Origin of the sequence: uncultured Streptomyces sp., from assembly GCF_947488945.1 — a bacterium.
In the GTDB taxonomy this organism is placed as follows: Bacteria; Actinomycetota; Actinomycetes; order Streptomycetales; family Streptomycetaceae; genus Streptomyces.
Map to the genome: position 1 here is coordinate 1 of NZ_CANLBS010000024.1, position 26,555 is coordinate 26,555.

General features: G+C 72.5%; 20 protein-coding genes, 1 tRNA gene, 1 pseudogene and 1 riboswitch. Of the genes and pseudogenes, 5 read left to right on the forward strand and 17 right to left on the reverse strand.

Annotation, left to right across the window (positions count from 1 at the left end; translation table 11 throughout):
* Nucleotides 1-55: 55 nt before the first annotated feature.
* Nucleotides 56-139, reverse strand: a tRNA-Leu gene (locus Q0994_RS28705).
* 519 nt (nucleotides 140-658) lie between these two features.
* Here Q0994_RS28705 and Q0994_RS28710 point away from each other — a divergent pair.
* The gene (locus Q0994_RS28710; RefSeq protein ID WP_299540270.1) at nucleotides 659-1,429 is read left to right on the forward strand and encodes an ABC transporter ATP-binding protein; all 771 of its coding nucleotides are present in this window, start codon (nucleotides 659-661) and stop codon (nucleotides 1,427-1,429) included.
* 270 nt (nucleotides 1,430-1,699) lie between these two features.
* A complete protein-coding gene (locus Q0994_RS28715) occupies nucleotides 1,700-4,237 on the forward strand; it encodes an ABC transporter permease (RefSeq protein WP_299540272.1) in 2,538 nt (845 codons plus the stop codon).
* Between the two features lie 153 nt (nucleotides 4,238-4,390).
* Here Q0994_RS28715 and Q0994_RS28720 read toward each other — a convergent pair whose 3' ends face one another.
* The 3 genes from Q0994_RS28720 to Q0994_RS28730 form a co-directional block, all read right to left on the reverse strand.
* Nucleotides 4,391-5,824 carry a cyclopropane-fatty-acyl-phospholipid synthase family protein gene (locus tag Q0994_RS28720; RefSeq protein ID WP_299540275.1) on the reverse strand — a complete coding sequence of 478 codons (1,434 nt, stop codon included), beginning with the start codon at nucleotides 5,822-5,824 and terminating at the stop codon, nucleotides 4,391-4,393.
* Nucleotides 5,825-6,192: 368 nt separating this feature from the next.
* Nucleotides 6,193-7,578 carry an NAD(P)/FAD-dependent oxidoreductase gene (locus Q0994_RS28725; protein WP_299540278.1) on the reverse strand — a complete coding sequence of 462 codons (1,386 nt, stop codon included), beginning with the start codon at nucleotides 7,576-7,578 and terminating at the stop codon, nucleotides 6,193-6,195.
* Between the two features lie 605 nt (nucleotides 7,579-8,183).
* Nucleotides 8,184-9,809: a right-handed parallel beta-helix repeat-containing protein gene (locus Q0994_RS28730; RefSeq protein WP_299540281.1), complete on the reverse strand. Its 1,626-nt coding sequence runs from the start codon at nucleotides 9,807-9,809 to the stop codon at nucleotides 8,184-8,186.
* 79 nt (nucleotides 9,810-9,888) lie between these two features.
* Here Q0994_RS28730 and Q0994_RS28735 point away from each other — a divergent pair.
* The 3 genes and pseudogenes from Q0994_RS28735 to Q0994_RS28745 form a co-directional block, all read left to right on the forward strand.
* Nucleotides 9,889-10,005, forward strand: a pseudogene (locus tag Q0994_RS28735) (type II toxin-antitoxin system RelE/ParE family toxin); the annotation flags it as partial.
* Nucleotides 10,006-10,168: 163 nt separating this feature from the next.
* Entirely contained in the window at nucleotides 10,169-10,441 is a 273-nt protein-coding gene (locus Q0994_RS28740; RefSeq protein WP_299540284.1) for a type II toxin-antitoxin system Phd/YefM family antitoxin, read from the forward strand.
* Nucleotides 10,438-10,707 (forward strand): type II toxin-antitoxin system RelE/ParE family toxin, encoded by a 270-nt coding sequence (locus Q0994_RS28745; RefSeq protein ID WP_299540287.1) that lies wholly within the window; start codon nucleotides 10,438-10,440, stop codon nucleotides 10,705-10,707. The genes Q0994_RS28740 and Q0994_RS28745 overlap by 4 nt, the downstream gene beginning before the upstream one ends.
* 57 nt (nucleotides 10,708-10,764) lie before the next feature.
* On the opposite strand, the gene Q0994_RS28750 is transcribed toward Q0994_RS28745, so the two are convergent.
* From Q0994_RS28750 to Q0994_RS28810, 13 genes are all read right to left on the reverse strand, one after another.
* Nucleotides 10,765-11,718 (reverse strand): Ppx/GppA phosphatase family protein, encoded by a 954-nt coding sequence (locus tag Q0994_RS28750; RefSeq protein ID WP_299540289.1) that lies wholly within the window; start codon nucleotides 11,716-11,718, stop codon nucleotides 10,765-10,767.
* Nucleotides 11,715-12,263, reverse strand: a complete 549-nt coding sequence (locus tag Q0994_RS28755) for a DUF501 domain-containing protein (RefSeq protein ID WP_299540291.1) — start codon at nucleotides 12,261-12,263, stop codon at nucleotides 11,715-11,717. The genes Q0994_RS28750 and Q0994_RS28755 overlap by 4 nt, the downstream gene beginning before the upstream one ends.
* A 215-nt stretch (nucleotides 12,264-12,478) precedes the next feature.
* Nucleotides 12,479-12,949 carry a septum formation initiator family protein gene (locus tag Q0994_RS28760; protein WP_299540293.1) on the reverse strand — a complete coding sequence of 157 codons (471 nt, stop codon included), beginning with the start codon at nucleotides 12,947-12,949 and terminating at the stop codon, nucleotides 12,479-12,481.
* Between the two features lie 138 nt (nucleotides 12,950-13,087).
* The gene (gene eno, locus Q0994_RS28765; RefSeq protein ID WP_299540295.1) at nucleotides 13,088-14,374 is read right to left on the reverse strand and encodes a phosphopyruvate hydratase; all 1,287 of its coding nucleotides are present in this window, start codon (nucleotides 14,372-14,374) and stop codon (nucleotides 13,088-13,090) included.
* Between the two features lie 301 nt (nucleotides 14,375-14,675).
* Nucleotides 14,676-15,416, reverse strand: coding sequence for a transglycosylase family protein (locus Q0994_RS28770; protein ID WP_299540297.1), 741 nt, complete (start codon nucleotides 15,414-15,416; stop codon nucleotides 14,676-14,678).
* 3 nt (nucleotides 15,417-15,419) lie between these two features.
* Nucleotides 15,420-15,598, reverse strand: a riboswitch (cyclic di-AMP (ydaO/yuaA leader).
* Nucleotides 15,599-15,888: 290 nt separating this feature from the next.
* On the reverse strand, nucleotides 15,889-16,932 hold the full coding sequence (locus Q0994_RS28775; RefSeq protein ID WP_299540299.1) for a transglycosylase family protein: 1,044 nt from the start codon (nucleotides 16,930-16,932) through the stop codon (nucleotides 15,889-15,891).
* A gap of 106 nt (nucleotides 16,933-17,038) precedes the next feature.
* Nucleotides 17,039-18,295: a cytochrome P450 gene (locus Q0994_RS28780; RefSeq protein ID WP_299540479.1), complete on the reverse strand. Its 1,257-nt coding sequence runs from the start codon at nucleotides 18,293-18,295 to the stop codon at nucleotides 17,039-17,041.
* 210 nt (nucleotides 18,296-18,505) lie between these two features.
* A complete protein-coding gene (locus Q0994_RS28785) occupies nucleotides 18,506-19,486 on the reverse strand; it encodes a nucleoside triphosphate pyrophosphohydrolase (RefSeq protein WP_299540302.1) in 981 nt (326 codons plus the stop codon).
* A 95-nt stretch (nucleotides 19,487-19,581) separates the two neighbouring features.
* The gene (locus tag Q0994_RS28790) at nucleotides 19,582-20,238 is read right to left on the reverse strand and encodes a SurA N-terminal domain-containing protein (protein WP_299540305.1); all 657 of its coding nucleotides are present in this window, start codon (nucleotides 20,236-20,238) and stop codon (nucleotides 19,582-19,584) included.
* Nucleotides 20,239-20,500: 262 nt separating this feature from the next.
* Complete coding sequence (locus tag Q0994_RS28795) at nucleotides 20,501-21,337, reverse strand: glycoside hydrolase domain-containing protein (RefSeq protein WP_299540308.1); 837 nt, start codon at nucleotides 21,335-21,337, stop codon at nucleotides 20,501-20,503.
* Between the two features lie 278 nt (nucleotides 21,338-21,615).
* Complete coding sequence (locus Q0994_RS28800) at nucleotides 21,616-23,184, reverse strand: serine/threonine-protein kinase (RefSeq protein ID WP_299540310.1); 1,569 nt, start codon at nucleotides 23,182-23,184, stop codon at nucleotides 21,616-21,618.
* Nucleotides 23,181-23,894 carry a hypothetical protein gene (locus Q0994_RS28805; RefSeq protein WP_299540312.1) on the reverse strand — a complete coding sequence of 238 codons (714 nt, stop codon included), beginning with the start codon at nucleotides 23,892-23,894 and terminating at the stop codon, nucleotides 23,181-23,183. The genes Q0994_RS28800 and Q0994_RS28805 overlap by 4 nt, the downstream gene beginning before the upstream one ends.
* 96 nt (nucleotides 23,895-23,990) lie before the next feature.
* Entirely contained in the window at nucleotides 23,991-26,177 is a 2,187-nt protein-coding gene (locus Q0994_RS28810; protein WP_299540314.1) for an N-6 DNA methylase, read from the reverse strand.
* Nucleotides 26,178-26,555 lie beyond the last annotated feature (378 nt).

The following is a 26,555-nucleotide window of genomic DNA, read 5'->3' on the forward strand; positions in this document are numbered from 1 at the left end:
ATGATCACGGTGGGATCGAGCCGTCTTTGCAGGTCAGCACGCGTACTACGCGGAGTGCCCGGAACCGGACTCGAACCGGTACGCCCCCCGAGGGGCAGCGAGGTTTAAGCTCGCCGTGTCTGCGTTCCACCACCCGGGCGTGGCGCGACTCCGCGTTGGCCCCTGACCCTATCCGGGGCGTCCCCCGATCAGCGGAACACGGGCGCGATGTTGTCTTATTTTATTGACTTCCTGAGGGTCCGTCAGCACCACGGCGAGGGGTGATCTCACGCCCGTACGGGGTCCGGCCCGTGAAGGCCGTCGCGCGGAATGACGGAAACTCGCCGCACCCGTACGGCGCAACGCGCCAGTGGGCCGCCACCACCCGCCAGGGGCGCGCCACCCTCCCCCCTCGGCCACCCTCCGGAGGGGCCCGCCCGGCCCGAGGAGCCCACCGCCGTCTGGTCGCGGCGGGCGGCCGAATACCGACGGCGGGCGGTGGCGGCCGGAGCCTTCTCAGGGGTGACGTCATACCGCAGGAGTAGGGGCGCCCCTTCCCGGTACGACTCAAGAGGGCCACCACAACGGGCTCGGGGGCTGACGAACCCGCCCGGTGCGGCGGAGAGGATGAAAGAGCTCGATCGAGCCGTCCGTCCCCGCCCCGCCAAGGAGTCCCCCTGTGACCACCGCCCCCACCGTCCACCGCGCCACCGCGGCAGCGGCCCGCGCCACGGAGCTGTCGAAGGTCTACGGCCAGGGGGAGACCCAGGTGGTCGCCCTCGACCGCGTCACCGTGGACTTCCCGCAGGGCGAGTTCACCGCGATCATGGGTCCGTCCGGTTCCGGCAAGTCGACGCTGATGCACTGCGTGGCCGGTCTCGACAGCTTCAGCAGCGGTTCGGTGCGCATCGGCGACACCGAGCTGGGCTCGCTCAAGGACAAGCAGCTCACCCAGCTCCGGCGCGACAAGATCGGCTTCATCTTCCAGGCGTTCAACCTGCTGCCGACGCTGACCGCGCTGGAGAACATCACGCTGCCGATGGACATCGCCGGCCGGAAGCCGGACGCCGCCTGGCTCCAGCGGGTCATCGACATGGTGGGGCTCTCCGAGCGCCTCAAGCACCGGCCCACCGAACTCTCCGGCGGTCAGCAGCAGCGCGTCGCGGTGGCCCGCGCGCTGGCGTCGCAGCCGGAGATCATCTTCGGCGACGAGCCCACCGGCAACCTCGACTCCCGTTCCGGCGCCGAGGTGCTGGGCTTCCTGCGCAACTCCGTGCGCGAGCTGGGGCAGACCGTGGTGATGGTGACCCACGACGCGGTCGCCGCCTCGTACGCGGACCGGGTGATCTTCCTGGCGGACGGCGCGATCGTGGACGAGATGACCTCGCCCACCGCCGACAAGGTGCTCGACCGGATGAAGGCGTTCGACGCCAAGGGCCGCACGAGCTGACGCCCCGCACGAGCCGGCGCGCCGCGCGAGTGATGCCTCCTGCGCGAGCCGACGCCCGCGTGGGCCGGCGTCCCTCCGCGCGTTGCGCCCCCGCACGAGCCGGCGCCCCGAGCGAGCCGGTGTTCCCCCGCGGGTCGACGCCTCGCATGGGCTGACACGCCGCGCGACCGACCCACGCGACCGGCCCCGCTCGCCGGGGCCGCGCGCCCGCCGTACCCACCCGGTACCGCCCCGTCCCGCCCTTCCGGACACCCATCCCAGGACTCACACATGTTCCGTACCGCCCTGCGCAATGTGCTCGCGCACAAGGCCAGGCTGCTGATGACCGTGCTCGCCGTCATGCTCGGCGTCGCCTTCGTCTCCGGCACCCTGGTGTTCACCGACACCCTCGGCAACGCCTTCCGCAACCAGTCGGCGAAGAACTACGACGACGTCGCCGTCGCGGTCACCACCCACGCCGACCAGCGCGACGACGAGACCGCCGGCATCGACACCGCGACCCTGGACCGGATCCGGGCCGTGGACGGCGTGGCGAGCGCCGCGGGCCGGGTCTCCGGCTTCGCCGGCGTCGCCGACCAGGACGGCAAGCTGATCGGCAGCGGCTGGTCCAACACCGGTGCCAACTACGCCCCCACTGCCGGCTCCGGCAAGGGTGCGGGCGACTCCTCGTACGACTTCGTGGACGGTCAGGGGCCCACCGGGGCGGACGCGATCGCGCTGGACAAGGCCACCGCGTCCGCCGGGAAGTACACCGTCGGCGAGAAGGTCCGGGTCGCCACCAACGGGCCGGTGAAGGAGTACACCCTCGCCGGGATCTTCACGACCGAGGACGGCGCCGTCAACGCGGGCGGCAGCCTGGTGCTGTTCGACACCGCGGTGGCCCAGCGGCTCTATCTGCGCCCCGGCGAGTTCCAGGACGCGACGGTCACCGCCGAGGCCGGGGCCTCCGACGCCGCGCTGCTCCGCGCGATCGAGCCGCTGCTGCCCAAGGGCGCGGAGGCCAAGACCGGCAAGGCGCTCGCGGACGACCAGGCCGAGCAGATCGAGTCCGGCCTGAGCGACCTGAGCACGATCCTGCTGGCGTTCGCCGGGATCGCCCTGTTCGTCGGCGTCTTCCTGATCGCCAACACCTTCACCATGCTGGTCGCCCAGCGCACCCGTGAGCTGGCGTTGATGCGCGCCGTCGGCGCCTCGCGCCGGCAGGTCAAGCGGTCGGTGCTGGTGGAGGCGGCCGTCGTCGGGGTGATCGCCTCGGTGGTCGGCTTCCTGCTGGGCCTCGGCCTGGCCGCCGGTCTGCGGTCCGCGATGGGCGTGTTCGGCGGCACCATCCCCGACGGTCCGCTGGTCGTCTCCCCCACCGCGGTGCTCGCGGCGCTCGGCGTCGGCGTCGTCGTCACCGTGCTCGCCGCGTGGCTGCCCGCCCGCCGCGCCGCGAAGATCCCGCCGGTGGCCGCGATGAACAGTGTCCACGCGGTCGCCACCACCAAGTCGCTGATCGTGCGGAACTCGTTCGGCGCGGTACTCACCCTGATCGGCGCCGCAGGCATCGTGGGCGGCGCCGCCGCCGGCAAGGACGGCCGGGCCCTGATCGCGGGCGGAGCGTTCTTCGCGCTGGTCGGCGTGATCGTGCTGATCCCGCTGCTGTCCCGGCCGGTCATCGCCGCCGTACGGCCGCTGCTGCGGAAGCTGTTCGGGGTCTCCGGGAAGCTGGCCGCGCAGAACGCGGTCCGCAACCCCCGCCGCACCGGCGCCACCGCCTCCGCGCTGGCCATCGGGCTGACCCTGGTCACCGGCATCTCGGTGCTCGGCGTGACGCTGGGCCAGGCCATCGACAAGATGACGACGGACCACCTCAAGGCCGATTACATGGTCTCGATGGCGAGCGGCGGTCCGCTCGACGAGTCGGCTCTCACCGCGCTGGAGAAGGCGGGCGGCGTCGAGGCGGTCTCGCCGCAGCAGTCCAACTGGCTCCGGATCGGCGAGCAGCACTACAGCGCCTCCGGCGTCACGCCGGGCGACGTGGAGAAGGTCTTCGCGCTGAAGACGGTCTCGGGCTCGGTCTCCTCGCTCGGCGAGGGCCGGATCGCCGTCGCCTCGGACACGGCGGAGGACCACGGCTGGAAGACCGGCGACACCGTGCCGGTGACGTTCGAGGACGAGAAGAAGGGCGAGCTGACCATCGGCGCGCTCTACGAGGGGAACGAGTTCCTCTCGCCGTTCCTGATGCCGAAGGAGCTCGCGGACGCGCACACCCCGCGCAGCGACATCCGGGAGATCTGGCTGACGATGGACGGCGGGGCGACCGCCGCCAACGAGCGGGCCGTGGTGGACGCGCTCGGCGACAACCCGGCGATGAGCATCGTCGACAAGCAGGGCATCCGGGACATGTTCGGCGGCTTCGTGAACACGGCGCTGAACATCATGTACGGGCTGCTGGCGATGGCGCTGGTCATCGCGGTGCTCGGGGTGGTCAACACGCTGGCCATGTCGGTGTTCGAGCGGCAGCAGGAGATCGGGATGCTCCGGGCGATCGGCCTGGACCGGCGCCGGGTGAAGCGGATGATCCGGCTGGAGGCCGTCGTCATCTCGCTGTTCGGCGCGGTGGTCGGCGTGGCGCTCGGCACCTTCCTCGGCTGGGCCATCGGCCGCACGATCGCCTCGTCCGTGCCGGGCTACGCCCTGGTGATCCCGTGGGACCGGATCGCGGTCTTCCTGGTGCTGGCCGGACTCGTCGGGGTGCTCGCCTCGCTCTGGCCGGCCCGCAGCGCGGCACGTCTGAACATGCTGACGGCGATCAAGACGGAGTAGCCCTGCGGGCCCGTACGGGCCGCATCCTGGCAGGGCCCTTCGGGGACATGGGTAAGGGGCCGGCGCCCGCGGGTTCGCGGACACCGGCCCCTTACACCTGCACCGGTCCCGTACGGGACGACCGCGCGGGCCCCTCCGGGCGTGGCGGGCGGGTCAGCCGGCCGACGCGGGCTCCGGGGAGCCGCCGGAACCCGGCGCGGCCGGGCCGCCCGGCGCGACCGTGCCGGAGACCCGCGCCGACGGGGCCTCCGCACCCGGCTCCGCGCCGCCGGTTCCCTGGTTCGTCGGCGTCTCCCCCTCGGTCCAGCGGCGGCTGCGCAGCGGCAGCCCGGACGCTCCGGGCTCCTTCGGCTTCACGGCCAGGATCTGGTTGACGCCGATCTTGTTGTGCTCGAAGGAGAGCGCGGACGCCGCCATGTAGAGCCGCCAGACCCGTGCCCGGCCGGGCGAGGTCAGCCGTACCGCGCGGTCCCAGTCGCGCTCCAGGTTGGCGACCCAGTGGCGCAGGGTCACCGCGTAGTGCTCGCGCAACGCCTGCACGTCGCGCGCCTCGAACCCGGCCTCCTCCAGCGTGGCCAGGGTGCGGCCCACGGGGGCCAGTTCGCCGTCGGGGAAGACGTAGGCGTCGATGAACTCGTCGATGCGGTAGGCGTCCTCGTCCTTCTCGGGGCGGCGGGCGATCTGGTGGTTCAGCAGCCGGCCGCCGGGCCGCAGGAGGGCGTACAGGTCGTCGGCGTATTCGCGGTAACGGACCGAGCCGACGTGTTCGGCCATGCCGATGGAGGAGATCGCGTCGTAGGGGCCGTCGCGCACGTCCCGGTAGTCCTGCACCCGGATCTCGATCCGGTCGGCCAGCCCTTCCTCGGCCACCCGCTTGCGGGCGTAGGCGGCCTGTTCGGCGGAGAGAGTCACCCCGGTGACGGTCACGCCGTAGTTCCGGGCGGCGTGCAGGGCCATCGAGCCCCAGCCGCAGCCGACGTCGAGGAGCCGGTCGCCCTCCTTCAGGCCGAGCTTGCGGCAGACCAGGTCGAGCTTGTCGCGCTGGGCGTCCTCCAGGGTGCCGCCGTCCTCCCAGTAGGCGCAGGAGTAGACCATCGACGGGCCGAGGACCAGTTCGTAGAAATCATTGCCCACGTCGTAGTGGTGGCTGATGGCCTCCTTGTCGCGGCGCTTGGTGTGCAGCGGACCGGAGCGGCGGCGCACCTCCTCGGGCGGCGGCGGGGGCGGCGGGTACGGACCGGCCATCCGCAGCAGGCCGGCCCCGAAGGCGCGGACCCTGGCGTCGCGGATCGGGTGCACGGAGTCCTTGGCGTCGGCACCGCGTTCCCACAGCAGGGACGCCAGCCGGTCGAGCACCTCGTAGAGGTCGCCGTCGACGTCGATGTCACCGGCGACCCAGGCCCTGGCCAGCCCCAGTTCGCCCGGCTTCCAGAACACGCGGCGCAGGGCGCGGCGGTGGCGCAGAACGAGAGTGGGGGCGCCCGGCGGGCCGGCTTCGCTGCCGTCCCAGGCCCGGATGCGGACCGGAAGGGGTTCTCCGAGCAACTCTTCGGCGAGAGCGGTCAGCCGCGACGCGGCATCTGGCATGGCGCACACCTCCGTGGTGGTGTTCCCGAACGTGACCAGGTCACTGACGACACATGCGTACGGGCCACGCCACGGCACCGCTGCGCCACGGCGAGGCATACCTGCGTCAACGGTGACGGCGGCCGATCTCATCCCGCTACCGGGCAATGGGCGGGCAAAATAGCTGTATGTGACATCTATCTGCCGGGACGGCACCGCCCGGCCGCCGCGCCGCGCGGATCGGGAGGGCGCCGGATACGCCCGTAGGGGCCGCCCGCACCACGGATGGCGGACGGCCCCTACGGGCTTCGTTCGGGTACTGCGGCGGCCCCGCCCCGTGCGGACCGCGCCGCACGGGGCGGGCGGTCGCACGCAGTGGCGACCCGGCGTCAGGACGCCTTGGCCTTCTCGCCCTCCGGCTTGGCGGCGGCGGGGGCCGGAGCCGGCTTGGCGGCCTCGTAGAACTCCTCGCGCGGCGTCTCGATGGCGCCGAGCGAGACGACCTCGCGCTTGAGGAACATCGCGAGCGTCCAGTCGGCGAAGACACGGATCTTCCGGTTCCAGGTCGGCATCGCGACACCGTGGTAGCCACGGTGCATGTACCAGGCGAGACGGCCCTTGAGCTTGATCTTCACCTTGCCCATGACGATCATCGCGACGCCCTTGTGCAGGCCCAGACCGGCGACCGCACCCTTGTTGGCGTGGCTGTACTCCTTCTGCGGGAAGCCCCGCATGCCGGAGACCACGTTGTCGCCGAGGACCTTCGCCTGACGCAGCGCGTGCTGGGCGTTGGGCGGGCACCACGCGTTCGGGTTGCCGGCGCGGCGTCCGACCATGTCCGGGACCTGGGCGTTGTCGCCGGCGGCCCAGATGTAGTCCGTGCCCTGCACCTGGAGCTTCTCCGAGGTGTCCACGTGGCCGCGCGGGCCGAGCGGCAGACCGAAGCGGGCGAGAGCCGGGTTCGGCTTCACACCGGCGGTCCACACGATGGTGCTGGAGTCGACCTCCAGGCCGTTCTTCAGCACCACGTGGCCGTCGACGCAGGAGTCCATGGACGTCGAGAGGTAGACCTCGACCCCGCGGCCCTCCAGGTGCTCCTTGCCGTAGGCGCCCAGCTTCGGACCGACCTCGGGGAGGATCTTGTCGGCGGCGTCGACCAGGACGAAGCGCATGTCCTCGCGCTTCACGTTGGTGTAGTACTTGGCCGCGTCCCGGGCCATGTCCTCGACCTCGCCGATGGTCTCCGCACCGGCGAAGCCGCCGCCCACGAAGACGAAGGTGAGCGCCTTGCGGCGGACGTCCTCGTCGGTCGTCGAGTCGGCCTTGTCCAGCTGCTCGAGGACGTGGTTGCGCAGGCCGATGGCCTCCTCGATGCCCTTCATGCCGATGCCCTGTTCGGCGAGGCCGGGGATCGGGAAGGTGCGGGAGACCGCGCCCATGGCGATGACGAGGTAGTCGAAGGGCAGCTCGTAGGTCTCGCCGACGAGCGGCGCGACCGTGGCGACCTTGCGGTCCTGGTCGATGGTCGTCACACGACCGGTGAGAACCTCAGCCTTGGGCAGCACGCGTCGCAAGGGGACGACGACATGCCGAGGCGAGATGCTGCCTGCGGCAGCTTCGGGGAGGAAGGGCTGGTACGTCATGTACGAGCGCGGGTCGACGACCGTGACGGTCGCCTCTCCGTAGCGCATCTTCTTGAGGATGCGTCGAGCTGCGTACAGGCCTACGTACCCACCGCCTACAACGAGGATCCTGGGACGCTCCGTGGTGCTCATGCAATCGAGTATCCACCTCCCTCGGGGGGGTACCTCGTGAGCCCCTTCACAAGAGTTCCGCGCCCTTCTGCTACACTTCGCCGCCCACGTGACCCAGGTCATGGTCCACAAGGGGAACCAGGCCCCCCTGGCGAACGTTACGGACCGCCTGTGAGCTGGCCATTGGCCATGGTGATGGTCTCCATCAGCCTCACGCGTCATGACCGCGCGAGGTGAGCGGAACCCTCCCGCGCGCTCCCGATTCCGCGCCGCCGCCGCCTCCGACGCCCCGTCAGCGGAAGAACTTCGCCCAACAGGGCCGATTCTCTTGTGAAGAACTTCACGAACTTGCTTTCCGCCCGGCGCGGGAGGGCCGTTTTCGGGGCTCATAAGCAGCTCATAAGTGCGGCGAGGGGTGCGCATGAGCGGCTTTTTCGGGGCAGATGGGCGTGCGGATCACGGGAAGGTCGACGTGCCGGGGACGCCCGCTCCGGGACCGATCGAGTCCAGTGCCTTCGGCCGGGTCTTCCCGAGGCGGAACGGGGCCGTGCGGACCGGCGGTCGCAGCTTCAGGGGGTGCCGCGCTCTTCGGCCTTGGGCGTGCCGGGGCCGAAGAGCGCGCCCCGTCAGACGGCGTTCCCGCTCGCCACGGTCGCCGTACCCAGGTCCAGGAAAGCCCCGCCACCCCAGCCACGCAGGTCGTTGGCCGTGATCCACGCAGCCCTGCTGCCGGCCATCACGCCCACGGCGGCCTCCGCCGCCCCCGCACCGACCCGGGCGATGTTGCCCTGGCAGGACACGTCCGCCGCGTTTCCGCCGACGCGTATCGCGTAGGTGTCGGCGGTCCCGGAGGTTCCCGCTCCGGAGACCCTGTTGTCGCGGACCGCCACGTCCGACGAGGCCACCGCGATGCCGTTGCGAGACGCGCGCAGCACAACGTTCTGTGCGACGAGGGCCCCGGCCGAGTCGCTGTCGACACCGATGCCGTCACCGTCGGCGTCCGACACGTGGTTGCCGGTGATCAGCGCGTCGGGAGAGTTCTGCACCTGGATGCCCTGGCAGTTGCCGCCCGAGGGATGCGTGCTCACGGCGACGGTGTTGCCGGTGACCGAGGCCCCGTCCGTCCGATTGACGTAGATGGCCGTCTCCCCGTTCGTCCCACGGACGAGGTTGCCGCGCACGAGCACCGAGCTGTTGCGACCGGCACCGGTGTTCGTCACCACGATTGCACCGCCGGAGCCCGCCCCATGGATGACGTTGCCGGTCACCGCGATGTCGTGGAGGGCGTTTCCGGACCCCGAGCCGACATGGATGCCTGCGACCGCCGGTGAGTCGATCGTGTTGTCCGCGACGAGCGACTGCTGCCAGTCGGTCGCGCGGATCCCGTAGGCGGAGCTGCTCTCCACGCGGTTGCCGACCACGCGGATATTCCGGTGCAGCGGGCGGGGCGCGCCTGTCCCCCCGGCCACGTAATGGTCGCCGCACAACGCGTCGTACGGAGCGTTCGCCGCCGAGGAGTTGCGCATCACGCACCCGGTGATCAGTACGTCCTCACATGGTGTGCCGTCGTACTCGGGGGCCGGCAGGTTCGCGGAGTTGGTCGCTCCGGTGATCTGAACGGCCTCCCTGCGGTTGGGCACCGCCGGCACGCCCGGCGCGGCGTACACGCCGTCGAAGAGGCAGTCCACCACGCGGACCCTTCGCACCGCGTTCAATTCGATCGCATGCGCCTCCGGGACATCGAGCACGGTGACGTCGCGGACCGTGAACCCGTCGGCGTGCGTGAAGACGAAGGCGGGGCAGGTCGAGTTGTACCGGCTTCCGCGCATGTCCCACTCGCCTCCGAACACGGCTATGTTCCCGGCCCCGCCGTAGCCGGCGACCGCGGGAGCGCCGGCCATGTAGTTCTTGACCAGCGCGGAGGTGTTTCCGGTCCTGGTCAACCGGGCGCCGTACGCCCGCACGCTCATGCCGGGGCCGAGCACCAGCGACTCACCCAACGCATACGCCCCGGCGGGCACCAGAAGGGTCGCACCGCCGCCGGGCACGGCCCGTGCGGCGGCGAGCGCGGCCCGGAACGCGACGGTCTCGTCGGTGACCCCGTCCCCGACGGCACCGAACTCCCGGACGTCGAAGACCGGGCCCGCCGTCGCATCGGCCTCCGCAGCGGCGGCGGGTCCGGACGCGGCGTGCGCGGCCCCCATCCCGCCGATGAGTCCGCCGGTCGCCAGCATCAGGGCACGTCTGTCCATGGTTCGCTCTTCCCTCGCTCGGTGGTGTCCGCAGATGAGTAGCACGTCCGCGAACAGCACGGGAGGACGTGCGGTGATGGGCCTCTACCGGCTCCGGGTCGGGAACCACCGACTCGCCCACCAGAGCGAGAACGACGAGCTCGTCATCCTCGTCGTCAAGGCCAGCGACCGGCGCGACGTCCACCGCAGCATCTGAGACGGAGGCCGGGCCCGGGAACACCATGCCCCCGGGCCCGTCCGCCGACATGCAGGTCATTCGCCGCCGAGCGCCGCGCTCCAGCCGACCCGTCGAGGATCTTCTTCCGAAGCGTGCTCCGCCCCGACCCACACGTGTACACAGTTACGCGTACACTTTTCTCATGAGTGAGACGACTGCGACCGTGCGGGAAGCACGTGCCCACCTTGCGGACCACATCAATCGCGCCGAGGAAGGCACGCCCACGGTGATCACCCGCAACGGGGAGCCCGTGGCCGCTGTCGTGCCGATCTCCGACTTTTACGCGCTGGAGGACGCGGCGGACGTCCTCCTGGCGAGGGAAGCGGAAGCAGTCCTGGCTCAAGGCGGCCCGACCGTGACCATGGCCGAGCTGCTGGCCGATCTGTTCACCGAACGCTCCGAAGGCGCGGCGTGAAGTACGCGTTCCGGTTCACCACTACGGCGCAGCGACAGCTTCGGGCCGTCGAACGGCCCGCTGCCATGCGCATCCTGGCCGCGCTGACCGCGCTCGGCGACGATCCGTACCGTGAGGACGCCGACGTCAAGAAGCTTGTCGGCTCCTCGGGCCTCTACCGGCTCCGTGTCGGGAACCACCGGCTCGCCTACCAGATCGAGAACGACGAACTGGTCATCCTCGTCGTCAAGGCCGGCGACCGGCGCGACGTCTACCGCAGCATCTGAGACGGAGGCCGGGCCCGGGAACACCGTGCCCCCCGGGCCCGTCCGCCGACATGCAGGTCATTCGCCGCCGAGCGCCGCGCTCCAGGCGATCCCGTCGAGGATGTCGTGCTCGCTGACCACGATCTCCCTCGCGCCGGTGCGTTCCATGACCGCGACCAGGATGAGGGCGCCGGAGGCGATCACGTCGACGCGGCCGGAGTGCATCGCGGGGATGGCGGCCCGCTCCTCGTGGGTGGAGGACACCAGGCGGGCGGCGATCTCGCGGACCCGGTCGAGGGAGATCCGCGCGTGGTGGATCGCCGCCGAGTCGTACTCCTTCAGGTCCAGGGCGATCGCTGCCACCGTGGTGACCGTGCCGGCCAGGCCGACCAGGGTGGCGGCGGCGTCCAGCGGGACCGTGCCGGCCGCCAGGTCGAGGGCGGCGGCGACGTCGGCGCGGATCGCGGCGGTCCGGTCCTCGGTCGGCGGGTCCACCGGGACGCCGTCGCGCACCAGGTGTCGCTCGGTCATCCGCACGCAGCCGATGTCCACCGAGCGGGCCGCGCGGACCTCCGTGTCGCCGAGGACGAACTCGGTCGAGCCGCCCCCGATGTCCACTACCAGGTAGGGCGCGGCGAAGCCGTGCGCGTCGGTGAGCTCCTTGGTGGCGCCGTCGAAGGAGAGCCGGGCCTCCTCGTCGCCGGTCACCACCTCGGGCTCGACGCCGAGGATGTCGCGGACGCCCCGGACGAAGTCGTCGCTGTTCTCCGCGTCGCGGGAGGCCGAGGTCGCGACGAAGCGGATCCGTTCCGCCCCCAGCTCCGCGATCACGCCGGCGTATTCGCGGCAGGCGTCGAAGGTGCGCTCCAGCGCCTCCGGTGCGAGGCGGCCGGTGCGGTCGACGCCCTGGCCGAGCCGGACGATCCGCATCCGGCGGTCCAGCTCGGTGAACGCGCCGGTGGCCGGGTCGAGGTCGGCGACCAGGAGCCGGATGGAGTTGGTGCCGCAGTCGACGGCGGCGACCCGGGTCACGCGGACGCCCCGGGGGCGTCTTCTGCGGGGTTGCAGGGCGTGACGCACGGGCCCTTCGCCCACCACTCGGGCAGCATCGCGATCGCCTCGTCGCCCAGCGGGTTCACACCGGGGCCGGCGGCCAGCGAGTGGCCGACCAGGACGTGCAGGCACTTCACCCGGTCGGGCATGCCGCCCGCGCTCGGGAAGTTCTCCAGGACCTCGATGGCGTCGCGGCGGGCGAGGTAGTCCTCGTGCGCGGCGCGGTAGGAGGCGGCCAGCTCCGGGTCGGTGCCCAGGCGCTCGGTCATCTCCTTCATGACGCCGTTGGCCTCCAGCGTGCCGATCGCGGAGGCGGCGCGCGGGCAGGTCAGGTAGTACGTCGTCGGGAACGGCGTGCCGTCCTCCAGACGGGGCTGGGTCTCCACCACGTCCGGGTTGCCGCAGGGGCAGCGGTGCGCGATGGCGCGCAGCCCGCGCGGCGGGCGGCCGAGCTGCTGCTCGAACGCGGCGATGTCCGCGGCGGTGGGCGGAGTGGATTCGGTCTGCGGAGGGGGCGTGTCCATGCCTGCCTTGGTTCTGGTCCGGGTCGGGTGTGGCTCTGGTCGGGCGGTGGGGGCGGAGCGCCGGTCCGGCTCCGGGCCGGTCCGGCCCCGCGTCAAGTGTGCCGGTGTCCGTGGACCGGGACGCGCCCGGCCTCACCCCCGGAACGTCCCGGAGGGCGTTTCCCCTACGGCGCGTCCCGTGGGGGATCCCCCCACGGGACGTTCCTCACGGGTGGTCAGCCGCGGTCGGCGCGGTCCACGCCGTTCCAGAGGCTGGTGGGCCAGGGGCTGCCGGAGGCGCCGGAGCCGTCGCGGTCCTTCTCCCCGGCGTCCGGCGCGACCACGGTGTACCCGGTCTCGCCGGGCACCACGTAGTGGAGGTGCTCGCGGGCCAGCCGGCGGATGTACGCGTCGTCCTGGAGCCGGGCCTTCTCGTCGCGCAGCTGCTCGGTGCGCTGCCCCGCGTCGCGCAGTATCCGGCGCTGGTCGGCGATCTCGTCGCGCTGGGAGACGTACTGGCGCATGGGGTAGGCCAGGGCGACCACGAGGGAGCAGAGCACCAGGGCGAGGAACGCGGCCCGGCCGGTGAGCCGGGAGCGGCGGGCCTGCCGGCGGTTCTGCGAGCGGTAGACGCGGGCGGCCGTCTGCTCGCCGAGCAGCCGCAGTCTGGTCGCGGTGGAGAACCGGTCACGGTCCTTCACGGCCATGTCTCACGCTCCCCGTTACGCACGTCCGTCCCCGCACACGGTACGGGACCGAGTGCGGGGACGGACGGAGGCTGGTGGTGCCGGAAGCCCCGTCGGCTTCACGACGGCGGGGCCGGGACCCTCACGGGCCCCCGCGGATCAGCCCTTGAAGCGGGGGAACGCCGAACGGCCGGCGTACACGGCGGCGTCGTCGAGGATCTCCTCGATGCGCAGCAGCTGGTTGTACTTGGCGACGCGCTCGGACCGGGCCGGGGCGCCGGTCTTGATCTGGCCGCAGTTGGTGGCGACGGCGAGGTCGGCGATGGTGACGTCCTCGGTCTCGCCGGAGCGGTGCGACATCATGCACTTGAAGCCGTTGCGCTGGGCCAGCTCGACGGCGTCCAGGGTCTCGGTCAGCGAACCGATCTGGTTGACCTTCACCAGCAGGGCGTTGGCCGAGTTCTCCTCGATGCCGCGCGCCAGACGCTCCGGGTTGGTGACGAAGAGGTCGTCGCCGACGATCTGGACCTTGGAGCCCAGCTTCTCGGTGAGGACGTTCCAGCCGGCCCAGTCGTCCTCGAACAGCGGGTCCTCGATGGAGACCAGCGGGTACGCGGAGACGAGCTCCTCGTAGTACTCGGTCATCTCGGCGGCCGAGCGCGACTTGCCCTCGAAGGCGTACGTGCCGTCCTCGTAGAACTCGGACGCGGCGACGTCGAGCGCGAGCGCGACATCGCGGCCGGGGACGTAGCCGGCCTCCTTGATGGCCTCGATGATGAGGTCGAGGGCCGCGCGGTTCGACTCCAGGTTCGGCGCGAAGCCGCCCTCGTCGCCGAGGCCGGTGGACAGGCCCTTGGTCTTGAGGACCTTCTTCAGCGTGTGGTAGATCTCCGCGCCCCAGCGCAGCGCCTCGGAGAAGGACTCCGCGCCGATCGGGGCGATCATGAACTCCTGGATGTCCACGTTGGAGTCGGCGTGCGAGCCGCCGTTCAGGATGTTCATCATCGGAACGGGCAGCAGGTGCGCGTTCGGGCCGCCGAGGTAGCGGAAGAGCGGGAGGTCCGAGGCCTCGGAGGCGGCGTGCGCGACGGCGAGGGAGACGCCGAGGATGGCGTTGGCGCCGAGCGAGCCCTTGTTCTCCGTGGCGTCCAGGTCGAACATCGCCTGGTCGATGAGGCGCTGCTCCGTGGCGTCGTAGCCGACGAGCTCCGGGCCGATCTGCTCGATGACGGCGAGGACGGCCTTCTCGACACCCTTGCCCTGGTAACGGTTGGGGTCGCCGTCGCGAAGCTCGATGGCTTCGAACGCGCCGGTGGAGGCGCCGGACGGGACGGCAGCACGGCCGGTGCTGCCGTCGTCGAGACCAACTTCGACCTCGACCGTGGGGTTGCCCCGCGAGTCGAGGATTTCCCGGGCTACGACGACGTCGATGGACGGCACGAGCATCTCCTTCTGGGATGTGACTGACTGTGCGGGGCTCTGGAGCCTTGCCACTAGAGCCTAACCGGAGCGGGGCCGTCGGCCAGCCGACCGAAGGTCCCGTCATCCGTGAGCGTACACATTGTTTCCGACCGGAACATAAGGATGGTGCGTGAACCGGCCGTGAACCAGGCGTGCCGGACCGGACGCGTCCCGGCATGGAAGCGGACAAAGCCCCGGCCCGGCACGCGGGGGGAGTGCGTGCCGGGCCGGGGAGAGTGGAGGGGGACGCCGCCGGACGCCCCCGTTCCGGGGAGGAGAGTCCGTCTTACTTCAGGTGGAGCTGCTGACCCGGGAAGATCAGGTCGGCGTTGTCGACGATGTCGTCGTTCAGCTGGAAGAGCTTCTCCCAGCCGCCGCTGACGTGCTTGCTCGCGGCGATCTTGCTGAGGGTGTCGCCGGCCTTGACCTTGTACTCGCCGTCGCCCTTCTCGACCTTGTCGCCGGTCGGGGTGGTGACGGTGGCCGGGCGCTCCTGGCTGCGGGAGGCGGGCTGCTCGGCGGCGCGGTCCGAGGTGTCGCTCCCGGTCCCGGCCTGCGCGGAGCCGCTCTGCGAGGAGGCGCTGTCGCCCGAGGACGACTCGCTCGCGGAGGAGGAGGAGGAGGAGCCGGTGCTCACGCCCGGGTCCACACCGTCGTTGGTCAGGTTGCCGGCGCCGGCGCAGGACCAGGCGCCCGGACCCTGGAGATCCAGGAGCTTCTCGGCGGTGGCGATCTGCTGGTCCTTGGTGGCCAGGTCGGCGCGCGGGGCGTACTGCGTGCCGCCGGCCGCGGCCCAGCTCGACGCGGAGAACTGCAGGCCGCCGTAGTAGCCGTTGCCGGTGTTGATGGACCAGTTGCCACCGGACTCGCACTGCGCGACGGCGTCCCACGTGGCGACGGAGGCGGCGGAGGCGTTGGTGGCGCCCATCAGGGGAACGGCGACGGCGGCACCGGCCACACCCGCGAGGGTGGCGAAGCGGACGGCCTTGGACGGGCGGCGGTGCTTGGACTTGCTGTTGAGCAGCATGAAGTATCTCCTCACCGACGCCTGCGAGGTGAGCTGTCGGGTTCGGGCCAAGTGAGTTGCCCGGCCGCGTGCCCTGCACGCGACTTCACCCCTAGCCGGTCCCGGCCCCTCCGTCTTCGACGAATGGCCCGGACCCGGCGCTTACCTGGGTCCCCCGCTCCTGCCTACGGCGCTTTACGCGTCTGTTCTCCTCGACCGACGGCAGGATTCGGCGTGACGATCGAAGAGGCCCGCGGTGCGAGCGGTTCCGACCGTAAACACAGGCAACCCCGACATTCAAAGAAGGACATATAGGTTAATCAGCTCATACTTGACAGGTCGGAAGCAACGTTTCCGCAGGTCGGAGCGGATGCGGGGAGAGCCTCCCGGCCGCGCCTCGCCGGGAACGCAAAGAGACCCATGTCTCACTTGCTCAAAAGTGGACATAGGTCTCTTAACTGCCCTGTTTTTCGGGTGGTTTTCCCGAATTGGATCACTTGCCGGCGGCAGCGTCCGCCGTCTCCGGGAGCCCGAGGTCGAGGCTCTGGCCGGGCAGGATGAGGTCGGGGTCGGCGCCCACGGTCTCCTGATTGGCCTCGTACAGCGCGGTCCAGCCGCCGTCGAGTTTCTGTGCGTCAGCAATCGCCCAGAGGTTGTCCCCGGCGCGCACGGTGTACGAGCCGTCGGCGCTCTCCACGCCGCTCTCCCGGACCTCGGCGCCGCCGCGCGAGGCGTGCCGGCCGGCGTCGCGGCCCTCGCCCGTCGTCCCGTCCGTTCCGGCGGTCTCGTCGGCGGCTGCCGGACCCCGGTGCTTGCCGCCGACCGGGGCCGGGCTTTCGGAGCCGGCCGACCCCGTCGAACCGGTGGAGCCCGTCGAGCCGGTCGAGCCGGTCGAACCCGTCCCGCCTCCGGCGCGGCCGGAGGGCGACGTCCCGGCGGACGGGGTCGCGGACGGCGAGGCGGAGGCGTCCGGGACGGCCGTCTCCGTCGTGGCCGGCGCGTCGGAGTCGTCCGCGCGGTCCGTGGCGCCCGACGTGCGGTCGGACTCCTCGGCGGCCGGGGTCTTCTTCTTGGCGCCCCCGGCCACCGGAGTCTCCGTGGCGGAGTCGTCCGTACCGGTGTCGCCGGTCGTCACGCCGGGGTCCACCGCGGCGAGTCCCTCGTCGAGGGTGAGCCCGGAGATGACGGCGCAGCTCGGCCACGCCAGCGGCCCCCGGTCGGCGAGGACCTTCTCGGCGACGGCGATCTGCTGCGCACGGCTCGCCAGGTCGGCGCGTGCCGCGTAGGCGGTGCCGCCGTACGCCTTCCACGTCTCGGGGGAGAACTGGAGACCGCCGTACTGGCCGTTGCCGAAGTCGGCGCTCCAGGTGCCGCCGCTCTCGCACTCGGCGACCTTGTCCCAGGTCGTGGCGTCGGCCGCGCTCGCGCCGGTGGCGGCGAAGAGCGGGATGGCCAGCGCCGATCCCGTCACGCCCGCGGCGACGACGAGGGCGGGTGCCTGGCGAGGTCGGCGGTGTCTGCCGTTCGCGGAGCCCATGGGAGTGCCTTCCGTGTGACTGACGAGTGAACTGATGCGTCGAACGGTGAACCTAGCGGGCCTCGAACGTGTGTCACAAGTCGATGCAGCGGAGATCACGTGAACATCACAGAGTTGACGTAGCGTCACTTTCCGCTCGCGCACTCCCCGGCGTGAACTCCACCGGCAGGGTGCGCAATCCGCGCATGATGAGGCCGCCACGCCACCGCAAATCGGTAGCTTCTGCCGCAAGTCGCAGGTCCGGGAGGCGTCGCAGAAGGGTCGTCAGGGCGGTCTGACCCTCCAGCCGGGCCAGCGGCGCACCCAGGCAGTAGTGGATGCCGTGGCCGTATCCGAGGTGCTGATTGTCACGCCGGGAGAGATCCAGCGTGTCGGGGTCGGTGAAGCGTTCCGGATCGCGGTTCGCGGCGGCCAGCACGACGAGGACCGGGTCTCCCGCGGCCACGTCCTGTCCGCCGACCGTCAGCGGCTCGGTGGCGTACCGCCAGGTCGCCATCTCCACCGGGCCGTCGTACCGCAGCAGCTCCTCGATGCCCGTCGCCAGCAGCGCGTCGTCGCCCGCCGCGAGGGACGCCTCCAGGCGTGCGCGCTGCCCGGGGTCGCGGAGCAGTGCGTACGTGCCGTTGCCGATCAGGTTCACGGTGGTCTCGAAGCCGGCGAAGAGGAGGATGAACGCCATCGCGGCGGCCTCGTTCTCCGTCAGGTGCTCACCGTGGTCACTGGCCCGGATCAGCCCCGAGATCAGGTCGTCGCCCGGTTCCTCCCGTTTGCGGTGGATCAGCTCGGCGAGGTAGCCGCGCATCTTCTTCACCGACCGCGCGACCCCGCCGCGCGGCCCGCCACCGTGGCGGATCATCATGCCCGCCCAGTCCCGGAAGTCGTCCTGGTCCTCGCGCGGGACCCCGAGCAGGTCGCAGATGGCGTAGATGGGGAGCGGGAAGGCGAAGTCGTGGATGAGGTCGGCCTCGCCCTCGGCGACGAAGGCGTCGATGAGCTGGTCCGCCAGTTCCTGCACGCGGGGCGCGAACTCCGCGACCCGGCGCGGGGTGAACGCCTTCGACACGAGTCTGCGCAGCCGGGTGTGGTCGGGCGGGTCGATGTTCAGCAGATGTGTCGTCAGCTCCGCCTTGCGCTCCCCCGGAATGCCGGTCCTGCCCTTGGCGTGGTCGGAGCCGGCGTGGTGGACCGGGTCCTTGGAGAGCCGGGAGTCCGCGAGCGCCTGCTTGGCGTCGGCGTACCGCGTGACGAGCCATGCCTCCACCCCGCTGGGCAGCGTGGTCCGGTGCACCGGACTGTTCTCCCGGAGCCAGGCGTACGCGGGATAGGGGTCGGTGGCGAACTCCCAGCCGAACAGCTCCGGCATCGGGGAGCCGGGTTCCTGCCCGGCCGCGGGCTCGGGGCCACATCCGGCTGCGGGCTCGTGTCCGAGTCCGGGTCCGGCTGCCCGCTCGGGCGTGGGGGTGGGCGGGGGCTCCGTCTCCGGCCGGCCGGGGGCATCGGCGGGCTCGGTTCCGGGCCGGTCGGCGGGCTGGTCGGTGGGCTGGTCGGCGGGGCTGTCGTTCACGGACCGACGTTATCGGGTGCGCTCGACGCCCTCCGCCGCCAGGATGGCGTCCCGGTACGCGCGGGCGGCGGCGCGCAGGGCGGCCTCCGGGTCGACGCCGTCGCGCTCGGCCCGGACGGCGAGAGCCAGCAGGTCGTATCCGAGTGAGTCGTCGGACCCGCCCGCCGGCGGGACGACTGCCAGCCCGGCCGAGCGGACCCGGCCGCCGAGCTTCGCCGCCAGCGCCAGCGCGGGCTGGCCGAGCGGCACCCCGTCGGTGACGGACTCCCGCCGCTTCTCGATCGCCTTGGTCCGCAGCCAGTGGGCGCGGACGTCCTCGGGGGTCTCGGCGGTGGCGTCGCCGAAGACGTGCGGGTGGCGGTGGATCAGCTTCTCCACCAGTCCGCCGGCCACGTCGTCGATGTCGAACGGCTCCTCGGCGTCGTCCTCGGCGATCCGGGCGTGGAAGACCACCTGGAGCAGGACGTCCCCCAGCTCCTCCCGGAGTTCGTCGCGGTCGCCGGTCTCGATCGCCTCGACCAGCTCGTAACTCTCCTCGATGGCGTACTTCGCCAGCCCCTCGTGGGTCTTCTGCGAGGTCCACGGGCACTCCCGGCGCACCTGGTCCATGACCTGGACCAGGTCGAGCAGCCGCGCGCCCGGCAGGTCGTACGAACCGGGCAGCAGTTCCAGGTCCGGCATCCGCACCCGGCCCGAACCGCCGAGCCGGGCCAGTCCGTCGGTGAGCCGCCGGTCGCCTTCGCCGCCGACCACGACCACGACGGTCCGGCCGCCCGCGCAGTCGTCCACCAGTTCCTCGGCGGTCGGCGCGGCCTCCTGGACGGTGACGCCGGCCTCGCGCAGGTACGGCACCTGCGGGTGGTCCGGCGTTCCGCACACCACACGGTCGGCGGCGTGCAGCGTCTGCCAGGCGGGCCAGGACAGCAGTCCGGGGGCGACCCGGTGGCTGGCGGTGAGCAGGACGACACGGCCGGGAGCTTCAGCGTTCACCCTTCGAACCTACCGCGACGGCGGGCTCTTCCCCACGGGTCGGGGTCTCCCCTACGGGCTCCGGCGGACGGGCACGGCTGCGCGGCCCGGTGGGATCAGCCGCCGGTCTGCGGGGCTTCCTGGCCGAAGGTGGTGACCTGGCTGATCCACGGAGCGCTGTAACCGCCGAGCTGGATCTTCTTCTCGTCCCAGGCGCCGTAGCGCGGGTTGACGTCGATGTGCAGCGCGCGGGACGCGTCCGCCAGCGCCTGCGTCACCTTCTGCTGACCGGTGGGCGTCTCCAGGTCGGCGCCGAGCGCCGCGGCCAGCTTCGGCAGCTGGACGTCCTTGCGCAGATCGCTGTCGATCTGGTCGGGGGCGACCCAGCGCTGCTGGAGCATCGTGGCCCGCAGCCCCTCCTCGCCGCCGTACTGCTTGGCGGCGCTCTCGCGCATGTCCTGGATCTCCTTGCGGCTGACCGTGACCCCGGCGTCGTCGGAGGCGCGGTCCAGGATCTCGCCGAAGATCAGCCCGTGCAGGGTGGCGCGGGCGAGCTGCCCCGACTTGTTCACCAGCTGGGCGGAGTCGGGCGAACCCGACTGCGCCTCGCGGACGTCCTTCATCCGGGTCTGGAGCGTGGCGACCTCGATCCGCCCCCCGCCGACGACGGCCGCCGCGCCGGGGTGGGCCTCGTTCCCGCAGGCGGTGAGGATCGGCGCCCCGAGCAGCAGGACGGCGGAGACGGTGAGCGCGGTGCGACGACGGCGGTGCAAAGGAGCCTCCCGGAGAGAGTTTGTGCATCAGCGCACAAAGCCTTGCGGTGATCGATGTTAGGCAGTGGTGGTGCTGAGGGCCACTGCTTCGACCAACGATTCGGAAGGAGTTGGGGATGTGGGGCCGCGCCCGCGGCGTCGGGCCGGTCCCGTGAGGGGGTGAACGGCGGCACCGACGGGGCGCGCGGCTGCCGGGGAGCTGCCCGAGGGGCCGACGGCACCCGGGGAGGCGCCGCCGGCGGGTCCGGACGGCGCCACGGGGTCAGCCGACGATGGCGACGGGTCCGTCGAACGCGTCGCGGTCGACGGTGAGGGAGTAACCGCCGCGCGTTTCCTTGCTGTTGACCATGTACTGGTGGGCGCGGCTGTGGTTCGTGAACAGCGCCTTGTTCCACGGCCAGTCGGAGGTGGTGGTGTTCACGTTGTCCCACTTGGCGTACCAGAGATTGCCCGGCAGGTCGGTGCGGTCCGTGGCGGTGGCGATCGCCGCGGCGCTGGAGCTGGAGAAGCCGTAGAAGCCGGCCCGGTACGTCTTGTCGTGCAGGGCCTTGTCGAAGGCGCGCACATAGGAGAGGACGGCCTTGTTGCAGGACGCGTTCTTGATGTCGTACGGCTCCATGTCCAGGTACACCGCGCTGCCGGCCTTCATGCCGAGAGCGGCGGACTTGGCGACGGCGTCCTTGCCGTCAATGGCGCCGAGGGCGGCGGCGTTCGCCGTCGTCATCTTCTCGTTGCGGGTACCGGTCTGGCACGGCGGCTGGGCGCCCACGTAGAGCGGGACGAGCTTCCAGCCCTGGGCGGTGACGGTCCTGACCCAGGAGGCGGTCAGGTTGGCCTGGGTGCAGCCGCGGTTCTTGCCCCCGACGTACACGGCGGCGGCACCGTAGAACCCGGTGTGCCACGCCTTCATCGCGGACGCGGAGGGCGCGGTGCAGGCGTCGAAGGCACGGCCGGTGAACGTCTTCTGCGCGGGCCAGGCGGTGGTGGCCGAGGCGCTGGTCGCGGCGAACGCCCCGCCGGCCGCCACGACGACGCCGGCGGCGCCCCAGGCGAGGTAGCGGTTGCGCTTGGAGAGCCGGTGGCTTCCGGACTTGGACATGACGAGTTCCCCACCCTGTTCGTACGGATCGTGCGCTTCGTGCCACGGTGCGCGTCGTGCGGATCGTGCGCGTCGTGCCCCGGTTGCGCGTCGTTCCACCGCGCGCGGGGCGGTCGCCGGACCCGTGTGCCGGGCCGCGTTCCGTGTCGCGTTCCGTGTCGCGTACGCGTCGATGTGACGCGGCATCGAAAGATACCCGGAGCTTTCACCGCCTTCGGGAAACCCCGCCCCTCGGCCTGCGCAAGCTTCGGCCAAGGCTCCGCAAAACCTCGGGCCGGTCAGCCGCCCCGGACGTCGCTCTGGTGGGTCAGTTGCCGGCGCAGCTCGGCCGGGCGCGGGTGGTGCGGGCCGTAGACGCGCTCGGTGTCGTACAACAGGGCCTGCAACTGGGCGCGGGCCGCGCCGTGGTCGCCGAGGGCGAGCAGCAGCAGGCCGATGCGGTGCCGGATGTCGAAGGACCGGCCGGGCCCGGTGCCGTCGCCGGGGCGGACCCGCTCGTAGTACGGCAGGACCGCGCGGTACTCGCCGAGTGCGGCGGACGCCTCGCCGAGCTGCTCCAGGCACTGGGCCGCGTCGAAGCGGTACTGCAGGGCCTGGGGGTCGGCGGGGCCCGCCTCGGCGGTGCGGTCCTCGGCGAGCCGGCGCAGCTCCGGCAGGGCGCGGCGGTACTGGCCGTCGTCCATGAGGGTCGCCGCGTACTGCTTGCGCAGGATGCGCACGACGGGCGAGTTCCGGCCGTGTTCGGCGGCGGCGGCCGGAAGGATCGAGCCGAGGATGTCCACGGCCTGCGTGATGCGGCCCTCGCCGAGGAGCCGCTTGACCTGGTCCACCGCGCCCGCCACATCGGGGCGGCCGGACGGTCCGCGCGGGCCGGGCACGGGGGCGGACGCCGGGGCGGGGTGCGCGGCGGACACGGGTGCGGGGGCGGCGGGCCGGTCGGGCCAGGGGGCGTGCGGGCGGAGGAACGGGCGCGTCGGGTCGAGCGGGCCCCCTGGCGTGCCGCGCGACGGGAGCAGCGGGGCCAGTTCCTCGTACACCTCCTGGGCGGAGGCGGGCCGGTCCTGCGGGTCCTTGGCGAGCAGCCGCAGCACCAGGGCTTCGAGCGGTTCGGGGACGTCCGTCCGGACGCGGCGCACCGGCTCCGGCGCCTCGTAGAGGTGGCGGTGCAGCACTCCGAGCGCGGTGGACCCGGCGAAGGGGACGTCGCCGCTGAGCAGTTCGTGCAGCACGACCCCGAGGGCGTACAGGTCGGTGTAAGGGCCCACGGCACCGCCCATGGCCTGTTCCGGGGCCATGTAGGCGGGCGAGCCGATCGGCGAACCGGTGTGGGTGAGCCGGGTGGTGTCGGTGTCCAGGACGGAGGCGACGCCGAGGTCGAGCACGGTGACGGTGCCGTCCGGCCGCACCATGATGTTGCGGGGCTTGAGGTCGCGGTGGACGATCGGCACCGCGTGCACGGCGGAGAGCACCGCGCAGAGCTGCGCGGCGACCGCGACCGCCCACGGCCAGGGGTACGGGTCGTGTTCGGCGAGGTGGTCCGCGAGGTCGGCGCCCTCGACGTGCTGCATGACGAGGAAGAGGTCGTCGCCGTCGCCCCCGGCGTCGTGCACGGTGACCAGGCCCCGGTGATCGACCTGGGCCGTCACCCGGCACTCGCGGACGAAGCGGCGGCGCAGCTCCTCCACGTCCTCCTTGGCGCCGGCCCCGGCCAGCCGGTCGGGGCGCAGCAGCTTGACCGCGACCCGGCGGTCCAGCCGCTGGTCGTAGGCGGTCCACACCTGGCCCATGCCGCCCTGGCCGAGGATGGTGGCCAGCTCGTACCGTTCGGCGACGACCCGTCGCGTCACCGCCCCCCACCCTCCTTGCGGAGGTACTCGCTCAACTCGTCCAGCTCCGCCTTCACCTGGTCGATCCGCTGCGAGGACACCGGCGGCGGCCCGACGGGGGGCGGCACGGGCCCGGGCGCCGTGGGAGCGGGCGTGCCGGTTTCGTCGTACGGGGCGGAGGGCCGCGGGACCACCGGCGGCCGGGAACCGTTGTCAGGGGCAGGTTGCGGGCCGGCCGGCGGCGGGGTGCGGTGGTACGGACCGGGCTGCGGCACGGCGGGCGGGTAGGCGTGGCCGAGGCCGGGCCCGGTGGCGGTGCCGGGGCTCGCGTAGCCGGGCGGCGCCTGCGGCACTCCACCGGGGCCGTACGGAAGCCCGGAGGCGGCCCGCCGGTAGTGGCGGACCTCGGCGTAGAGGTAGTACGAGACCACTCCGACGATCACGGCGCCGAGGCTGAGGACGAGGGCCACCGCCTGCTGGTCCGAGACCTCTTCGTCCGGCGACTCCCCGATGTACGCGAACCAGCCGGTGGTGAACAGCAGGACGACGGCGAACAGCCACCAGTCGCGCTTCCTGCGGGTGACGCAGGCGAGCCGCAGCATCGCGCCCCACGCGAGGAAGCCGCAGCTCAGCACCGTCAGCGCGACGAAGAACACGCGCAGCCCGACCAGCACCCCGGAGGAGGGTGGCCGCGACGGAAGCCGCTCCGGCGGATAGCCGTAGCCGTGCATGTGCCGCTCCTGGGAAGCGAGGTCGGACGTTGGTGCGAGGGTATACACCGGCACCGACAGCCGCGCCCCGGTTGCACACACCCGATGCGGGTCACGTCACCCCGGTGCGACCGTGCCGTCCGCCAGCCCGTCGTACATGCCCTGCACCAGCATCCCACCCAGCCGTCCCGCCGTCCGCAGCGCCTCCTCGAACTCGGCGAGCGCCCGGAACCGTTCGCCGTACCGCCGTTGCTCGTCCAGCGGCAGCCGGGGCAGCCTCAGGCGGCGCGCGTCGAGCCGGACGGCGGTGGAGGCGTGGCTGCTGGCCTGCCGGTTGTTGACGGTGCCCCGCAGGAAGCCGGCCAGGAACCAGGGATCCAGGGCGGCCGGGTCGGGCCGCAGCAGTTGGAGGTTGCGGCCGAGGACGGCCCCCGCGGTGGCGGCGTCCACGACCCGCACCACGCCCGCCCCGCCGAGCAGCGGGACGACCACGTCGCCCTCGTCGAGGAGCACCGGCTCCTCCCCGCCGTCGGCGCCGCCCGGACCGGGGACCGCACCGGTGAGGACGTCGTGCTCGGTGAGGACGCGCCCGGGACCGGGTCCCGGGCGGGTGCCGGGACCGGCCGTGCGCAGCAGCAGCGCCCCGGCCCTGGCCAGTTCGCCGACGGTGGTGCGGGTCCGCCGCGCGACCTCGGCCGGCACGTCGCCGGGGGCCGCGGGCGGCGGGGTGAGGCGCGCGGTCAGTCCGAGGGTCTCGGCCAACCGGGCGCGCACGTCCTGGAGTTCGTCCGCGCCGCCGCCGGCCGTGGGCGGTGGCAGATGGCGGGCGGGGGCCAGGTCCACGTCGTCGTCGAGGAGTTCGACGACGGGGACCGCCCGGTGCACCGCGGTCCCGGGGGAAGCCGGACCCGGGCCCGGCCGCTCCGGTCCCGGCCCGTCCGCCGGGGCGGCGCCGGTCCCGTCGCCGTGGCCGAAGGCACTCCAGGCGTCGAGCACGGCCCGGTGCACGGACGCCCAGTCGGCCCGCTCGCGCCCGGCGCCCGCACCTGCCGTCCCGGACGCCGGGGCGGCGGCGTCGGCCGGGCCCGCGGTGTCCACCAGCAGGAGGGTGGGCGGCGGCACGGCCCCGGCCACCGGCTTGCGCAGCACCCAGAGGTGGAGCGGGACGCCGTACGGGGGCGCCGCGCCGGCGGGCAGCGCGACGACGGCCCGCAGCGCGCCCCGGCGCAGCAGGTCGGCACGCACCCGGCGGCCCGAGCGCCGGGAACCGGCGGCCGGGGGCATCAGCAGGACGGCGGTGCCGCCCTCCCTCAGCCGGGCCAGCGCGTGCTGCACCCATGCGAGCTCGGACTCGGTGCGGGCGGGCAGGCCGTACTCCCAGCGCGGATCGTAGGAGAGCTCGTCGTGGCCCCAGTTGCGCTCGTTGAACGGGGGGTGGCACAGCACCACGTCGGCGGCGAGGCCGGGGAAGGCGTCGGCACGGAGGCTGTCGCCGGACGCCACCGCGAGGCAGGGCTGCTCCCCGGCGGCGGGTCCGGCGTTCAGGGCCAGCCGCAGCGCGGCGAGCGCGGCGAGCGCGGGATCGTTCTCCTGGGCGTACAGCGCGGCCGGGCCCCGGACCGCCCGCAGCAGTCCGGCCGTCCCGCAGGCGGGGTCCAGCACGGTCGGTCCGGGCACCCCGTCCGGGCGTCTGCGGCCCGGCGGAGGGCCGGCGAGTCCCGCCATCAGTTCGGCCAGGGCGGGCGGCGTCAGTGTGTACTGCCGTGCATTGGCGTCGAGTTGGCGCTGCACCAGGAACTCGAACGCCTGGCCCGCGCCCGTCTCGGCGGCGAGGTCGGCGACGGCCCGCAGCAGCGGGACGGAGGGCAGCAGCGCGTCGGGGACGGGCGGGGGCAGGGGGCCCGGACCGGGACCGAGCCGCACGGCCCGCGCCCCGTCGAACGCGTCGGGAAGGAGCCGCGCCAGTCGCTCGTCCGGTCCGGCGGCCATCTCCAGCCAGGCGGTGGGCCGTTCGCGGACGACGAGGAGGGCGCAGCCGGCGTGCACCAGCGCGGTCGGCGCCCCGGCCGGATGCCCGGCCACCTGCTGCCACACGCGCTCCCGCAGCGGGACCTCGGCCAGCTTGCCCTGGCCCCGGAGCCACTGCTCGACCTCGGCCAGCGCGAAGGACGGGCTGGTCTCGGTGCCGCCGACCGGCTTGGGGAAATCGGCGTGGCGCCGCCGCCAGTTGCTCACCGCGGCCCGGCCCACCCCCGCGAGCCGCGCGATTCCGGCGGCGGTCACCTCTGTCGCGCTCGTCGGCACTGAAGGTCTCCCTGGGTCCGTCCGTAATCCCTGTGCCCGCGAGCATACCGAGCCGCCGACGCTTCCATCAGTTCACAGCGCTGCGCAATGTGTTCACCGAATCTCGTGTTGACTCGGTTCACAGCTTCTGTTGTTATTGCGTCGTCTCCCCGGCGGCCCAACGGTCGGGCGGAGACCGCCGAACCGCGTGTACGGACCGCGCCCCACCGCGTTCGCACCGCGCCGCACCACCGTCGTTCCACCCCGTCCACACCCCCGGCCGCCGGGCGGTCCGACCGGTGCCACCCATCCGTACACAACCAGGGATGACCGGCCGGCCAGCGGGCGCGGACAGGCCGGCACGGCGGCGGCCGGGCATCGCCCCACGCCGCGTCTCCG

Coding starts and splice junctions, on each gene's coding strand:
- Q0994_RS28805 (WP_299540312.1), bottom strand. CDS start 23,894: ATGCACGGCTACGGCTATCCGCCGGAGCGGCTTCCGTCGCGGCCACCC.
- Q0994_RS28780 (WP_299540479.1), bottom strand. CDS start 18,295: ATGCCGGAGCTGTTCGGCTGGGAGTTCGCCACCGACCCCTATCCCGCG.
- Q0994_RS28775 (WP_299540299.1), bottom strand. CDS start 16,932: ATGGGCTCCGCGAACGGCAGACACCGCCGACCTCGCCAGGCACCCGCC.
- Q0994_RS28725 (WP_299540278.1), bottom strand. CDS start 7,578: ATGAGCACCACGGAGCGTCCCAGGATCCTCGTTGTAGGCGGTGGGTAC.
- Q0994_RS28770 (WP_299540297.1), bottom strand. CDS start 15,416: ATGCTGCTCAACAGCAAGTCCAAGCACCGCCGCCCGTCCAAGGCCGTC.
- Q0994_RS28755 (WP_299540291.1), bottom strand. CDS start 12,263: ATGGACACGCCCCCTCCGCAGACCGAATCCACTCCGCCCACCGCCGCG.
- Q0994_RS28760 (WP_299540293.1), bottom strand. CDS start 12,949: ATGGCCGTGAAGGACCGTGACCGGTTCTCCACCGCGACCAGACTGCGG.
- Q0994_RS28795 (WP_299540308.1), bottom strand. CDS start 21,337: ATGTCCAAGTCCGGAAGCCACCGGCTCTCCAAGCGCAACCGCTACCTC.
- Q0994_RS28740 (WP_299540284.1), top strand. CDS start 10,169: ATGAGTGAGACGACTGCGACCGTGCGGGAAGCACGTGCCCACCTTGCG.
- Q0994_RS28715 (WP_299540272.1), top strand. CDS start 1,700: ATGTTCCGTACCGCCCTGCGCAATGTGCTCGCGCACAAGGCCAGGCTG.
- eno (WP_299540295.1), bottom strand. CDS start 14,374: ATGCTCGTGCCGTCCATCGACGTCGTCGTAGCCCGGGAAATCCTCGAC.
- Q0994_RS28720 (WP_299540275.1), bottom strand. CDS start 5,824: ATGCCAGATGCCGCGTCGCGGCTGACCGCTCTCGCCGAAGAGTTGCTC.
- Q0994_RS28730 (WP_299540281.1), bottom strand. CDS start 9,809: ATGGACAGACGTGCCCTGATGCTGGCGACCGGCGGACTCATCGGCGGG.